Genomic DNA, 14,294 nt, shown 5'->3' on the forward strand with positions numbered 1-14,294 from the left:
CTTTGCTATTTTTTTGAAAGATACCAGTTTGAGAAAATTAATAAAACTAAAGAAACAATTATTACCAAAGCTTTTCCACAAAACTCACTTTTAATAAAATAAAACACTAATAAGAATATGACTAAACTAATAAGAAGGATTGTTATAATGTTCTGTAAGGCAAGTAATAATATTCCTATAACTTTTTTTAGAGGATTATAATTTGAAAATTTTCTATAAAAACTAATCTCGTCTTCAATTTTGGATATTATTAAATAAAGTTCTGTATCTATTTTACTTATTGTCTCTTGAATAAGATTGTTGTTATTAGTTTCATCAATTGATATTCTTAAAATATTATCTAAAATTTCCTTACTTAAATACGCAGATTTACCATCTTTAAGTAGTAAATTTTGAATTTGATTTTTATAATCTAAATTATAATAACCAGAATTAAAATATAGAATTAAACTAAGCCTATTCTTTATTTCTGTTAGTATTTCAATTCTGGTTGTATAAGTTTTTTCAAATGTTATTTTTGCTTCATTTATTGGTTTTTCTATAATACCTTTTATTAACCAAGAAATAAAAGCAAATAGACTTGTTAAAATGAAAATAAGCAAATTTTTATCAATTTCTTTTAAAGATGTAGTTATATCCATTTGTATTCTTTAAGTTGTTGTTTAAAATATGAGCCAAAAAATCTTTTAATTTCGTGAAACATATTTCCTTCTTTTGAAGAGTCATTAAGTGGATTTTCATTTCTCAAAATTCCAAACGTAGTATCTGCGTGATGCATAATGGCTAATCTTTCGTCATTATTATTTGTAGTCCCTGTTTTTAGAAAAGCATTTTCAATATTGAAATTGAGTTTTGTTTTAAAAATTTTATTTAAAATTTTCATTAATTCCATTTTTTCATCATCAATATTTTCGGTTAAAAAATCATTATAAGCTAATGTTAATTGATGTAATGAAAGCCCATTTTTTGTCGCACCTAAAATAGCTGAAGGAAAGACTTCATCATCCTTGATTTGAATAGAATCTGATAAAAAATTTAAAGTATTTTCAATTCCTATTGTTTCAGAAATATTAATAAAAGCATTGTTATTTGAATGATATAAAGCTTCGTCAATATTCAATTTAGAATTTACTGAAGTTGCTTCTCTAACATTCCAATTTAAATTATTTTTATAGGAAGAAAACTTTTGATCATTATTAATACCATTTTTCTTTGCATAATAATAAATAAAAGGTTTTAAGGTTGAACCAACATTTGATTTAAAAATAAAAGGATAATCAGAGCCATAAAAACTATAAAAACCAATTACTTTTTTATTTCTAATTATTACAATAGAAGTTGGGTATTTAGATTTCCTAACCAAATTTTCGGCAAAATCTTGATAATATGAAACTAATGTTGAATCTATACGTTTATTCTGAAAATCAATATTTTCCGTAATAAATGGTATTGTATTATTTCTTAATATATTTATTCTATGATTTCCTGATATATTACTTTTTTTGCCAATTTTATTATATTGATATAAATTGAGTTTATTACTATTAAATAATAATTCAGAAAGTAATTTCATCCTTTTATTTGTTGCATCTAAATTACTGAGATAATAATTTGGACCTCTTAAAATTGTAAGTAGATAAATAATTTCACTATTATTCAATTTCTTAGGTTCCTTATCAAAATAATATAAACTAGCACTTCTAACTCCTCTCAGATTTTTTCCAAAATAAACATTATTAAAATATAAATTAAGAATATCATCTTTGGAATAATTATATTCAAGTTTTAACGCAATAATAGATTCTCTAATTTTTCTTGATAAAGTTCTAGAATTATCTTTTAAAATATTTCTCGCCAGTTGTTGAGAAATAGTACTACCTCCTTCTAAAACTTTCATATTCATAAAGTTTCTTAATAATGCTCTTGTAGTACCTTTTATATCAATTCCATTATGATTGAAAAACCGCTTATCTTCTATTGGAATAATAAATTCTTTAAATTTTTCCGGAATTTCTGGAGCTTCGGCTTTGCATTCATAATTTTCAGAAACTACTGCGTAAGCTTTACTTTTTTTATTTGTTTTATTATAAATTACAAATCCTTCAAATTCTTTTTTCATAGTTTATAGGCGATATTTTTGGAGTATTGCACATAAGATTGTTATTTCACGAAACAAAACGCGGTGTAGTTTCGTAAAACAACAACTATATTCGTATGTTGTTAAATTTGCTACGAATATAATTGTTTTTTCTGTAAATTAGATACTTAGTAAAATAATTTAAGTATGGATAAGGAAATAGTTTTTACTAAATAAATCTTATACTAAGATGGATAGCGAAACAATTCTAAAAACCTTAGAAATCAAATAAATCCGTCTGCGGAGAATTTTCTCCACGGTATTTTACACCAATATGCTTGTACGATTTTTCAGTAGCAACACGACCACGAGCTGTACGCATCAAATAACCTTCTTGTATAAGATATGGTTCATAAACTTCTTCTAAAGTTCCACCATTTTCTCCAACAGCAGTAGCTAAAGTTGTTATACCAACAGGACCACCTTTAAATTTCTCGATAATAGTAGATAAAATTCGATTATCCATTTCATCTAATCCGTTATCATCAACTTTTAGTGCTTTCAAAGAAAATTCAGCAATAGATTGATCTATTTTTCCATTTCCTTTTATTTGCGCAAAATCTCTTGTTCTTCGTAATAATGCATTTGCAATACGAGGTGTTCCACGACTTCTTCCTGCAATTTCTATTGCAGCCTCCATGTCGATTGGCGTATTTAATATACGAGAAGAACGTTCTACAATAGAACTAAGTAATTCTACATTGTAATACTCAAATCTAAAATTAATACCGAAACGGGCACGCAAAGGCGCTGTTAATAAACCAGAACGTGTTGTTGCTCCAATTAACGTAAAAGGATTAAGACCAATTTGTACAGAACGTGCATTTGGTCCAGATTCTATCATAATATCAATCTTGAAATCTTCCATTGCAGAATATAAATACTCTTCAATAATAGGAGACATACGATGTATTTCATCAATAAATAACACATCATTTTCTTCAAGATTAGTTAATAATCCAGCCAAATCACTTGGCTTATCCAAAACAGGACCAGAAGTAATTTTTATTCCAACACCTAATTCGTTCGCAATAATATTAGCTAATGTAGTTTTTCCTAAACCCGGAGGTCCATGTAATAAAACATGATCCAAAGCTTCACCACGAAGTTTAGAAGCTTTTACAAAAACTTCTAAATTTTCTAAAATATGAGCTTGCCCAGCAAAATCATCAAAACTCTGCGGACGAACGGTGTTTTCGTGACTAAGGTCATCGTCTGGATAAAATTCCTTATCAGGCTTCAATAAATCTGACATATATGATGATATAAATATTAATGATAAAAATACAAAGTACAATTTAAATAATCCTACGTACTTTTACAGTTACAAAGAACGCAATATTTTTTTAAGATAAAAAGAATTATGAGTAAAGGAATATTATTAGTGAATTTAGGTTCGCCAGATTCTACAAGTGTACAAGATGTAAGAACATACCTTAGAGAGTTCTTGATGGATGGGAAAGTGATTGATACACCTTGGTTGATTCGTAAAATGATTGTCGAACTTTTTATTTTACCAAGAAGACCTATAAAATCAGCTGAAGCATATAAAAAGGTTTGGATGAAAGAGGGATCACCACTTATTATATATTCAAAAATTTTAAGAGAAAAAGTACAAGAACAATTAGATATTCCTGTTGGATTAGCTATGCGTTACAAAAATCCTTCTATAGAATTTGGACTAAAAGAACTGTATGATAAAGGTGTAAGAGATATTTTGGTTGTTCCTCTTTATCCACAATATACAATGTCTACGACAGAAACAGTTGCAGATAAAGTATTAGAAGTTCAAAAGAAAAAATTCAAAGATGTAAATGTTCAGTTTCTGAAAGCATTTTATAAGCATCCAGATTATATCAAAGTATTAGGCGATTCTATTAAAGAACAATTACCAGAAGATTACGATAAATTATTATTTTCTTATCATGGTATTCCAGAAAGACATGATCGAAAAGCTATTGGAGCAGCTAAAAGAAGTAAATTACCTATAGAAACTTATCGTAATCAATGTTTAGAAACAACAAGATTGGTGACAGAATATTTAGGTCTTCCAGAAGATAAATATTTCACGTCATTTCAATCTCGTTTAGGAACTGATCCTTGGATAAAACCATATACAGATCAAACTTTAGAACATTTTCCAACAGAAGGTGTAAAAAAGATAGCAGTTTGTACGCCAGCTTTCGTCGCTGATTGTTTAGAAACTTTAGAAGAAATTTCGATGGAAGGTAAAGAAGAATTTCTAGAAGCAGGAGGAGAAGAATTTATTTACATTCCTTGTTTAAATGATAGACAAGATTGGGTTGATGCTTTAGTAAAATGGTTTAAAGGTTGGCAGAATAATTAATATATTTTTTTGTCCTCTATACAAAATAATAGAATTTATTATTATTCTCAGAATTACAATAAAAAGAGCCTGTTTAGAAATTATTAGATGATTTTTAAACAGGCTCTTACAATAAATTAAATATCTTTGCGTATAATTTTCAATTTTCACGAGGATATTTTTTATTTGATGAGGTTAATACTGTCGACATTTTTTTTGATATTATCTTTGTTTTCATCTGCACAATTTTTAGATACGAGTGGTAATCTAATTATTGATGGAAGAAAGTATCTAAAATCTAAAATTGATACAACAGGAAGAGCTACAGGGTGGCAAGTGCTTGGTACTAATACATTAACAGTTAATCAGAATACCTTTTCTAATTGGCTAGCAGGGGGAGAAAATTCTGTTTCTTTGAATGGAAAAGTAGATTATGAATTTAATTTTCGAAAAAAGAAACATTTTTGGGATAATCGTGTTATTATGGAATATGGTTTTATCGATAATAAAACCAATGGAACAAGGAAAACAGCTGATAATATAAATCTTACAACTTCTTATGGGTATTTATTAAAAGAAAATTGGTATTTATCATCTTCACTTAACTTTAGATCACAGTTTACAGCTGGTTATGATTATAATGTAACACCATATAAAAAACTATCAAATTTATTTGCTCCAGCATATGTAACTGTTGGGGTCGGGGTAAATTATACTCCAAATTCTAATTTCTCATTAAGTTTTCAACCTTTAACATCAAGAACAACAATTGTAGCAGATAAAGATTTACAATATAAAGGATCTTATGGCCTTAGAAATGATGGTGATACTTTTCTTTTTGAAATAGGAGCTTATTTAGGAGGGAGATATAAATTAAAATTATTTGAAAACGTTACTTATGATAATAATATAGGGATTTTTGCTAATTATTCAAGGAAAGTTTACAATTTAGATATTGTTTATGCAGGTTTATTAGATATGAAAATAAATAATTTTATGTCTACCCAGTTAACATTGAATTTGATTTATGATGATGATCAAATAAAACAAATACAATTTAAACAAGCTTTAGGCGTTGGATTAATATATAAGATTGATAATAAGGAGAAAAAGAAGAAAAAAAGGAAGAAAAAAGAGATACTAGATTATTCTGAAGTACCATTATCTCCTCTGAAATTGCATAATCTAGAATTAAATATGGATAATTATAAACAAGTATTTAAAGAAAATTCAATAGAAGAGAATTCAATCTACTTAAAATCAGAATCAATATTTTAATAATAAATAACAATAACTAAAAAAACATTATGAGGAAAATCATTTTAGCCATTACTATTTTGGGGAGTTCACTATTATTTGGACAAACTGTAAAGGATGGTAAATTATCTACTGATAGTAGGCGATATCTAAAAGATGTAAAATTTGAAGGACGTCAACCTGGATGGTATGTTTCAGGTAATAATTCATTATTATTTTCTCAAAACTCTTTTAGTAATTGGGTAGCTGGAGGAGTTAATTCATTTGCATTAAATGCTGGTTTTGATTATGAATTCAATTTGACTAGAGATAAACACATTTGGGATAATAGAATAACTCTTGGCTATGGTATGCAGAAGAACCAAGGGGAAGGCACAAGAAAAACAAATGATATCATAAACCTTACATCTTCCTATGGATATAATATTGGTAGTGATTGGTATTTAGCTGCTGCTATGACTTTTAATTCTCAATTTACACAAGGATATAATTACAGTACAGAACCAAAAACAAAGATTTCTAATATTATGGCTCCTGGTTATTTGAGCCTTGGTTTAGGATTAGATTATAAACCAAATGAGAATTTTCAAGTTAATATTCATCCTTTTACTCCAAGAGCAACATTTGTATTAGATAAAGATTTACAAACAAAAGGGAATTTTGGTCTTAAAGCTGATGGAGATAATGCTGTATTAGAATTTGGAGCTTATTTGGGGGCTCGTTATAAATTCCAAATTATGGAAGGAATTTCTTATGATAATCGCATAGGTATATATGCTGATTATTTAAATAAGTTTGGAAATATGGATATTGCTTATCAAGGTTTATTGGATTTAAAAGTTAATCGCTTTGTATCTGCTCAACTTTCTGTAAATCTATTGTATTATGAAGATCAGATAAAAAAAGTACAGGTAAAACAAACTTTAGGAATTGGATTTAATTATAAATTTGATAATACAAAACCTAAAGAAGAAGCTACACAAGCATCCGCTTTTATTCATGAGCAACCAATTTTTGAAGATAAAGAAAATTCTTTAGAAGTTGCAACTAATGTTTTAAGAGATGAGCCTATTTTAAATGAAACAAAATTAGTCACACAATAAATTTTAAAACCTGCTTTTTTAAAGCAGGTTTTTTTTATTTTTCTTATTTTTGTATAACAATTCAGTCTTAAATGAGAAAAGATATTTTAGCAGGTTTATTACCTCAAGGTTTAGTTATAATTTGGGCTATATATGAGCTAATAATTGGGATAAATAATGAACAAAATTCTAGAATTTTCCTTAGTTCGATTTTTATCTTATTATTTATTGTGATTTTAGTTGTGACTTTGTTTAAAATAAAAAAATATCCAAATGATCCAACTTATCTAAAGAAAAAATAATATTATTTTAGTCTATAATAGAATAAATATTATCAGGTGTAATGGTATTTGTTGGTGTATAGATTAACCAATCGGTAATCATTTCTTGCGGATAAATACCTTCATCTCCTTCATTTAAACCATCAACAGCATAAGGTCTATTTAAACAAACAGCTACAATCTCATTATTATCAGTTATGTTTTATACATCAAACCAAATATGTTCTTTTTTCATTTCGTGATTAACCTCAAATCCTAGCTTTACTAAAAATCGCCAATAGTTTTCTTCATCCGCTTCAGGATTAAAATATTTTTTAAAAACTTTTTTATAATCATCAAATCTTTGATAAGCCATAGCAGACATTCTTTCTGTTTCTTGATCACTTATAAAAAATATAGGATTATCAGCAATTGTAGATGAATAAATTTCAGGAGAAACAGTAATTCCTTCTTGTACAGCAAGTAAAACTCCAGAAGGTTCATAATTTTCATTCTCAGGTTGTCTGTCATTATATCCTCCAGGGATATTGGTTTGATAATTTTTTACAACATCCTCCCATCTTTTCCAACAAAAAGTAATATCCAAGCCATCATATCCAATATTGAATTCTTGATTTTCTGGTGATCTATAATCTGCTTTTATAAATGCATTGACAATCATGTCTAATGCAGAATTTAATTGTTCTATACCGTTTTTTATATTCAGCATTTCTAGTTCAACAGAGCCACATCTATGTAGACCATGAGTATGTAACCAATATATTTTTTCTCCATCAATTTCATCATAAACACCATGTATAGTATATAAATAACTAGGAGCAGGAGGAACTTCAGATTTTGCTGTTAGTTTTGCCCATTTCCCCGATAGTAATCTAAAAGGCATAAAATCAACAACAATAGAAGGATTTTCTACAATTGATTGTAAAACTTTTAACTGTAAATGAAAACTATCCAAAGCATCATTTCCAAAATACATATCAGCTTCTAAATAATAATTTTGTTGCATGGCTAAATCAAGCTCATTTTCAGAAATTAAATTTCCAAAACCAAATTCAGAATAATCATTTGATTTGGCATCTACAACGTATAAATTAATTGTGTAATCTTCGTTTAAATAAGTCACATTAATTTTATATTCTTGTTTAATCACTTCATCTGAAGTTCTATTATCATCAATGATTTCGAAATGATTAAGTTCAAAATAATTATTTTTTTGTAGATTATTTTTAATTAATTGTTCATTAAAAATGAAGTCAGAAGTAGAAGGAAAAACTCCCATTGTTGATGGTAAGCTTAATCCTTTTTCTTCTATTTCTTTATATAATTCTTGATTAGTCATTTTTTTATTTTTTTGATTTATGCTAAAATAATTGATTTTATACGTGATAATATTTAGAAAAATGTTAAACTTTATTAATATTAAAATAAACCAAAGCCTTTAACTTACATTAAATTATTGTAATTTTGCTTGCATAATTATCCAATTATGATAACATCTATGACAGGTTATGGTAAATCTATTTTAGAATTACCTGAAAAAAAAATTACAATAGAATTACGTTCTTTAAACAGTAAAACATTTGATTTAAATACTAGAATTCCATCATTTTATCGTGAAAAAGAATTAGAAATAAGAAATTTACTTTCAGAAAAAATACAAAGAGGAAAAGTTGATTTTTCTATGATGGTTGAGTTGAATCCTGCAGCTCGTAATCAAAGTCTTAATGCCGATTTAATTAAAAAATATATTAGCGAATTTAAAGAAATAACACCAGAAGTTACAGATGCTGAATTGTTACCTGTTGTTATGCGTATGCCAGATGTAATTTCATATACACAAGATGAGTTAAATGAAGACGAATGGAATCAAATTCGTACAACTATCTTAGAAGCTGCTGATGCTTTAAACAAATTTAGAGCAGATGAAGGTGCTGTTCTTGAAAAATATTTGAGATTAAATTTAAATAATATACTTCAATTATTAACAGATGTTACTCCATTCGAAAAAGTAAGAATAGAAACAATAAAAGATCGTTTTGCAAAACGTATGGATGAACAAAAAATTGATGTTGATCAAAATCGTTTTGAACAAGAATTAATTTTCTATTTAGAAAAATTAGATATTACAGAAGAAAAGGTTCGTCTTAAAAATCATTGCGAATATTTTTTAAAGGAATTAGAATCTATAGAATCAAATGGTAAAAAATTAGGATTTATTTCTCAAGAAATAGGAAGAGAAATAAATACTTTAGGTTCTAAATCTAATCACTCAGAAATGCAAAAGATTGTCGTTCAAATGAAAGACGAATTAGAAAAAATAAAAGAACAATCATTAAACGTTTTATAATGAAAAAAGGAAAATTAATCGTCTTTTCAGCTCCATCTGGTGCAGGTAAAACTACATTGGTTCGTCATGCTCTAGAAAATTTAAATAATCTCAAATTTTCTATTTCATGTACAACTAGAGAAAAGAGAGAAGGTGAAGAACATGGAAAAGATTATTATTTTTTAAATCCAGAAGAATTTAAAACTAAAATTACAAATGATGAATTTGTAGAACACGAGGAAGTTTACCGTGATAATTTTTACGGAACATTAAAATCCGAAGTTGATAGAATTATTTCTGAAGGAAACTCAGTTGTTTTTGATATTGATGTTATTGGAGCTTTAAACATAAAAAAAATTTATGGAGATGAATGTTTAACGGTTTTCGTTAATCCTCCATCTTTAGAAATTCTAAAAAATCGTTTGATTTCTCGTAACACAGAAAGCGAAGATAAACTGAAACAAAGAATCGATAAGGCTGAAATTGAAATGGAGAAAGCAAAAGAATTTGATATTATTCTTTTGAATGATGACCTAGAAACAGCAAAACAAAAAGCAGTAGAAATTATTACTAATTTTCAAAATTCTTAATTTTTTTTACATCATAAAATCATAGCTCAATCTTATCAGGTTGAGCTATTTTTTTATCTATTTTATATTTTGGGCGGACGAACGGGCTATACATTTTATCTTTTATAATTAAAAACTTCGAAAATCTACGTTTTTAGTTATAAAAGGATATCATTTCTATCTCTGCCGCATTTATTTAATTTTCATATATTTATATAATTACTAACTTATAGAAAATTATAACAATAATAGTATGAAAATAATCTAAACTATGAATATAAAATCTACATTTATAATACTTCTGTTGATTCAGTGTAATCAGTTATTTAGTCAAAACATAGTGAAAGGCATAGTGAAAGATGAAAATTCAAAACCAATTGCCCAAGCAATAGTCTATGTTGATGGTTCTACAATAAAATCAAATACAAATAATCAAGGAGAGTTTACTTTAGATTTACCAAATGGACAGTATAATTTAATTGTAAGAGCAGATTTATTTGAGAATTTTATTTTAGGAATTAATTCACTGGATAATAAATATTACACAATAAAATTAGAACCAGAAGTCATTAATTTACAAGAAACAACAGTTCAGGTAATATCTAAAGCTGATTGGTTATATTATTACAATACATTTCTTAAATTATTTTTAGGAAGTGATAAAGCATCTCAACAAACTAAAATTATAAACTCTAAAGATCTTCGATTTAGATATGATAAGCAATCTAAAGTACTTACTGCAACTTCAAAAAATCCTTTAATTATTAGTAATGATTATTTGGGATATGATATTGAATATGATTTAATAGATTTTAATGTAAATTATCAAACGAATTATGCTTTGACACTTGGAACAGCTTTATTTACAGAAAAGAAAACAAAATCTTCTCCCAGTAAAAAATGGATAAAAAATAGGGAAAAAGCTTATTTAGGAAGTATAAATCATTTTATAAAATCTATTTATGATAATCAATTAGAAGAAAACGGATATGAAGTGAAACGATTAATACGTAAAGAAAATCCAGAATATGAAAAATTTAAAAATGAAATTGCTTTGAGTAAAAAAATAGATGGTAAAGTACCTCCTAAAATAATTTCTTATTTAATTAATCAAAAAGTACCATATGATAGCTTAAAAATAATAAATGGTAAAAATCAATTTTTAAATTTTAAAGGATTTTATGCTATAGAATATAAAAAAGAAAAACAAGATACTGAATATTTAAAACAGAATAATTTACTTTTTGCGGGTAATCAATTTTCTATTATTTCTTTGAATGATGGAAAATTATTAAAAATAGAAGAAAATGGATCTTATTATCATCCAATCAATTTAATAGTTGAAGGTTATTTTAGTTGGGAGAAAATAGCAAATTTACTTCCTGTAAATTATAAGTTAGAATAATACATAAAAAAAGCTCAACAATTCTGTTGAGCTTTTTAAGTATATATTAAGAATTTTTATTCTCCTAAATAAGAAACTGTTTTAGAATCACCATCTACTGTAACTTTAGTTAAATTATATTTAGCTAAGTTTTTCATTGATTTATCCCATTTTTTACCACTCAATCCAGCTTGAGATTTTAATTCATTTAAATCAATATTTTCAGTTGATTTTAAAATGTCTATAATCTTTGTTTCTTCTTCTGTTAATTCATAAGCAGGAGCAGCTTTCTCTGGACGCATTTGAGGGAAGAATAAAACTTCTTGTATAGAAGGATTATTTGTTAAGAACATAATTAATCTGTCCATTCCAATTCCTAAACCTCCAGTTGGTGGCATACCAAATTCTAAAGCACGTAAGAAATCTTCATCAATAAATTCTCCAGCTTCATCATCTCCTTTTGCAGATAATTTTAATTGTTCTTCAAAACGCTCACGTTGATCAATTGGATCATTTAACTCAGAATAAGAATTGGCAATTTCTTTACCACAAACCATTAATTCGAAACGTTCAGTTAAATTAGGATTATCTCTGTGTTGTTTTGTTAATGGAGACATTTCTTTTGGATAATCAGTAATGAATGTTGGTTGAATGTAGTTACCTTCGCATTTTTCCCCAAAAATTTCATCAATTAATTTTCCTTTCCCCATTGTTTCATCAACCTCAATTCCCATTCCTTTAGCAGCTTCAAATAATTCAGCTTCAGATTTACCTTCAATGTCAAATCCTGTAAAGTCAATAATTGCTTGGCGCATTGTAACACGCTTATATGGTGCTTTGAAATCTATTTCGTGTTCACCGAAAGTTGTTTTAGAAGTTCCATTTACAGCAATTGCACAATGTTCCAATAATTGTTCTGTAAAGTCCATCATCCAGTTGTAGTCTTTATAAGCTACATAAATTTCCATTGCTGTAAATTCTGGATTGTGTGTACGATCCATTCCTTCATTACGGAAGTTTTTAGAAAACTCATAAACTCCTTCAAATCCTCCAACGATTAATCTTTTAAGATATAACTCGTTTGCAATACGCATATATAAAGGAATATCTAATGAGTTATGATGTGTAATGAATGGACGAGCAGCTGCACCACCTGGTATAGATTGTAAAACAGGAGTTTCAACTTCCATGTATCCACGGTCGTTAAAGAAATTACGCATTGCAGTAAATAAACGTGTACGTTTTAAGAAAATTTCTTTTACATGTGGATTTACAACCAAATCTACGTAGCGCATGCGGTAGCGTAATTCAGGATCTGTAAATGCATCAAATACATTTCCTTCATCATCCGTTTTTACGATTGGTAAAGGACGTAATGTTTTAGATAACATTTTTAGATTAGTAACATGTACAGAAATTTCTCCAACTTTTGTTTTAAATTGGTAGCCTTCAATTCCTATAAAGTCACCAATATCCATTAATTTTTTGAATATTGTATTGTATTCAATTCCTTCTTCAGTAGAAGAAATATCATCTCTAGAAATGTAAATTTGGATACGACCTTCACTATCTTGTAACTCAGCAAAAGAAGCTTTCCCCATAACACGAACACTCATCAATCGTCCGGCAAGCTTAACAACCTTTCCATCTTCGTACTTATCCTTTATTTCTTTAGAATTAGAAGTTACTACGAATTCTTCGGCAGGGTAAGGCTCAACACCTAGGTCTCTTAATTGTTGTAGTTTTTCTCTACGAATAATTTCTTGTTCAGACAATTGCATTGTGAATATAATTTATATAAAATGATTGCAAAATTATGAAAAATAATCTTGAATAGCTAAGTTTTATGATGAATAATTGATCGTTAGATTTTTATATTAAAAAATTTAATCTACTAATTCAAAACGACGTTCTAGAGTATAATCAGTATCTTGAAATTTAACTTTTTTTGTTTCAATACTATATGATATCCAGCCGTTATCTCTGATTCTAGAGGTTGTTTTTACATAATATTTTATATCATCTTTTAATCTATCTTCAGAAGGTTGCTCTGTACCTAATTTTGTAGCTAAGTCTTTAAGGTATGTGAACCATGAATTTGCTAACCATTCTTTATCAGCTTCTTGTATACTTCCCATAATATAATTTGTATGAGAAGGACTAATTTCATTTAATTTTAATGCTGTTGTAGCAGGGGTAGGAGAACTGCTAAATAAATTATCCATATACGATTGATAAACAAAAGGTTTACCATCTAATGTAAATTTACTTTTTCCAAAAAAATGATGAAATTGACGAATATCTTTATCAAAAAGTTTTATAATATTTTCTTTAGTTGAATATAACTGAACATTCTTTTTGATAAGAGCAATTGTTTCAGGTTTATCCAGATATTTATTTTCTAAATTTTCTGATGATATAGCTAACTCTTTTATTGTTTGATCAATATTTGTATAATCTAAAAATCTTCCATCTTGATCAATTTTAAAAGATATAGAAACATCATTAGCCAAAGAAAAAGGGTTTTTAATAAATGATTTAGAGTCTGATTTCACATCTCTATAAATCCATTTTATTATTGTTTCATTTTGGTAAATATTTTCTACTTCAACGAATATTGTGTAAGTATATTTTTCTTCATTACTTACAGTATCTCCTTCTATTTTAGTTTCTTTAGCTGATATATTGTATTTCTTTTTATCATTTACGTTCCAGTATACTTTAGGAAATACAATACTATCTTTATTTTTGTTTACAAAAATAGAATCATTGATTTTTGTCTCACTTATACTATCAATAATAGGCGTTTGAGCATATAATTTAATTGAAAAAAAAACAAAAATTAGGTAATATGTAAATTTAAATTTCATCTATTATAAGTATCAAATTAAGTCAAAAATAAAGTAAATTATACCAAATGTAGTCCTAATTT

At 27.1% G+C, this 14,294-nt stretch carries 13 protein-coding genes; 7 read left to right on the forward strand and 6 right to left on the reverse strand.

Going from position 1 to position 14,294, the window contains the following annotated elements; all coding sequences use genetic code 11:
* Positions 1-5 precede the first annotated feature (5 nt).
* From RT575_RS08160 to ruvB, 3 genes are all read right to left on the reverse strand, one after another.
* Complete coding sequence (locus RT575_RS08160; RefSeq protein WP_313580081.1) at positions 6-641, reverse strand: hypothetical protein; 636 nt, start codon at positions 639-641, stop codon at positions 6-8.
* A complete protein-coding gene (locus RT575_RS08165) occupies positions 632-2,119 on the reverse strand; it encodes a transglycosylase domain-containing protein (RefSeq protein ID WP_313580083.1) in 1,488 nt (495 codons plus the stop codon). Before RT575_RS08165 ends, RT575_RS08160 begins: the two co-directional genes overlap by 10 nt.
* A 235-nt stretch (positions 2,120-2,354) precedes the next feature.
* Positions 2,355-3,392, reverse strand: a complete 1,038-nt coding sequence (gene ruvB, locus RT575_RS08170; protein WP_313580084.1) for a Holliday junction branch migration DNA helicase RuvB — start codon at positions 3,390-3,392, stop codon at positions 2,355-2,357.
* 108 nt (positions 3,393-3,500) lie between these two features.
* Between ruvB and hemH the strand changes: the two genes are divergently transcribed.
* From hemH to RT575_RS08190, 4 genes are all read left to right on the forward strand, one after another.
* A complete protein-coding gene (gene hemH, locus RT575_RS08175; protein WP_313580086.1) occupies positions 3,501-4,484 on the forward strand; it encodes a ferrochelatase in 984 nt (327 codons plus the stop codon).
* A gap of 168 nt (positions 4,485-4,652) precedes the next feature.
* Positions 4,653-5,741: a DUF3078 domain-containing protein gene (locus tag RT575_RS08180; RefSeq protein ID WP_313386545.1), complete on the forward strand. Its 1,089-nt coding sequence runs from the start codon at positions 4,653-4,655 to the stop codon at positions 5,739-5,741.
* A gap of 29 nt (positions 5,742-5,770) precedes the next feature.
* Entirely contained in the window at positions 5,771-6,823 is a 1,053-nt protein-coding gene (locus tag RT575_RS08185; protein ID WP_313580088.1) for a DUF3078 domain-containing protein, read from the forward strand.
* Between the two features lie 71 nt (positions 6,824-6,894).
* Entirely contained in the window at positions 6,895-7,104 is a 210-nt protein-coding gene (locus tag RT575_RS08190) for a hypothetical protein (protein WP_313580090.1), read from the forward strand.
* Positions 7,105-7,285: 181 nt separating this feature from the next.
* On the opposite strand, the gene RT575_RS08195 is transcribed toward RT575_RS08190, so the two are convergent.
* Positions 7,286-8,422, reverse strand: a complete 1,137-nt coding sequence (locus RT575_RS08195; RefSeq protein ID WP_313580092.1) for a DUF4026 domain-containing protein — start codon at positions 8,420-8,422, stop codon at positions 7,286-7,288.
* Between the two features lie 159 nt (positions 8,423-8,581).
* On the opposite strand from RT575_RS08195, the gene RT575_RS08200 reads away from it, so the two are divergent.
* From RT575_RS08200 to RT575_RS08210, 3 genes are all read left to right on the forward strand, one after another.
* Positions 8,582-9,430: an endoribonuclease YicC domain-containing protein gene (locus RT575_RS08200; protein ID WP_313386589.1), complete on the forward strand. Its 849-nt coding sequence runs from the start codon at positions 8,582-8,584 to the stop codon at positions 9,428-9,430.
* On the forward strand, positions 9,430-9,999 hold the full coding sequence (gene gmk, locus RT575_RS08205) for a guanylate kinase (protein ID WP_313386541.1): 570 nt from the start codon (positions 9,430-9,432) through the stop codon (positions 9,997-9,999). Before RT575_RS08200 ends, gmk begins: the two co-directional genes overlap by 1 nt.
* 319 nt (positions 10,000-10,318) lie before the next feature.
* Positions 10,319-11,383: a carboxypeptidase-like regulatory domain-containing protein gene (locus RT575_RS08210; protein ID WP_313580095.1), complete on the forward strand. Its 1,065-nt coding sequence runs from the start codon at positions 10,319-10,321 to the stop codon at positions 11,381-11,383.
* Positions 11,384-11,439: 56 nt separating this feature from the next.
* Here RT575_RS08210 and lysS read toward each other — a convergent pair whose 3' ends face one another.
* Both lysS and RT575_RS08220 read right to left on the reverse strand, forming a co-directional pair.
* Positions 11,440-13,143, reverse strand: a complete 1,704-nt coding sequence (gene lysS / locus RT575_RS08215) for a lysine--tRNA ligase (RefSeq protein WP_313386539.1) — start codon at positions 13,141-13,143, stop codon at positions 11,440-11,442.
* 105 nt (positions 13,144-13,248) lie between these two features.
* On the reverse strand, positions 13,249-14,232 hold the full coding sequence (locus tag RT575_RS08220; protein ID WP_313580096.1) for a hypothetical protein: 984 nt from the start codon (positions 14,230-14,232) through the stop codon (positions 13,249-13,251).
* Positions 14,233-14,294: the final 62 nt, after the last annotated feature.

The sequence above is a fragment of the Chishuiella sp. genome, from assembly GCF_032109125.1.
Classification (GTDB): Bacteria; Bacteroidota; Bacteroidia; order Flavobacteriales; family Weeksellaceae; genus Empedobacter.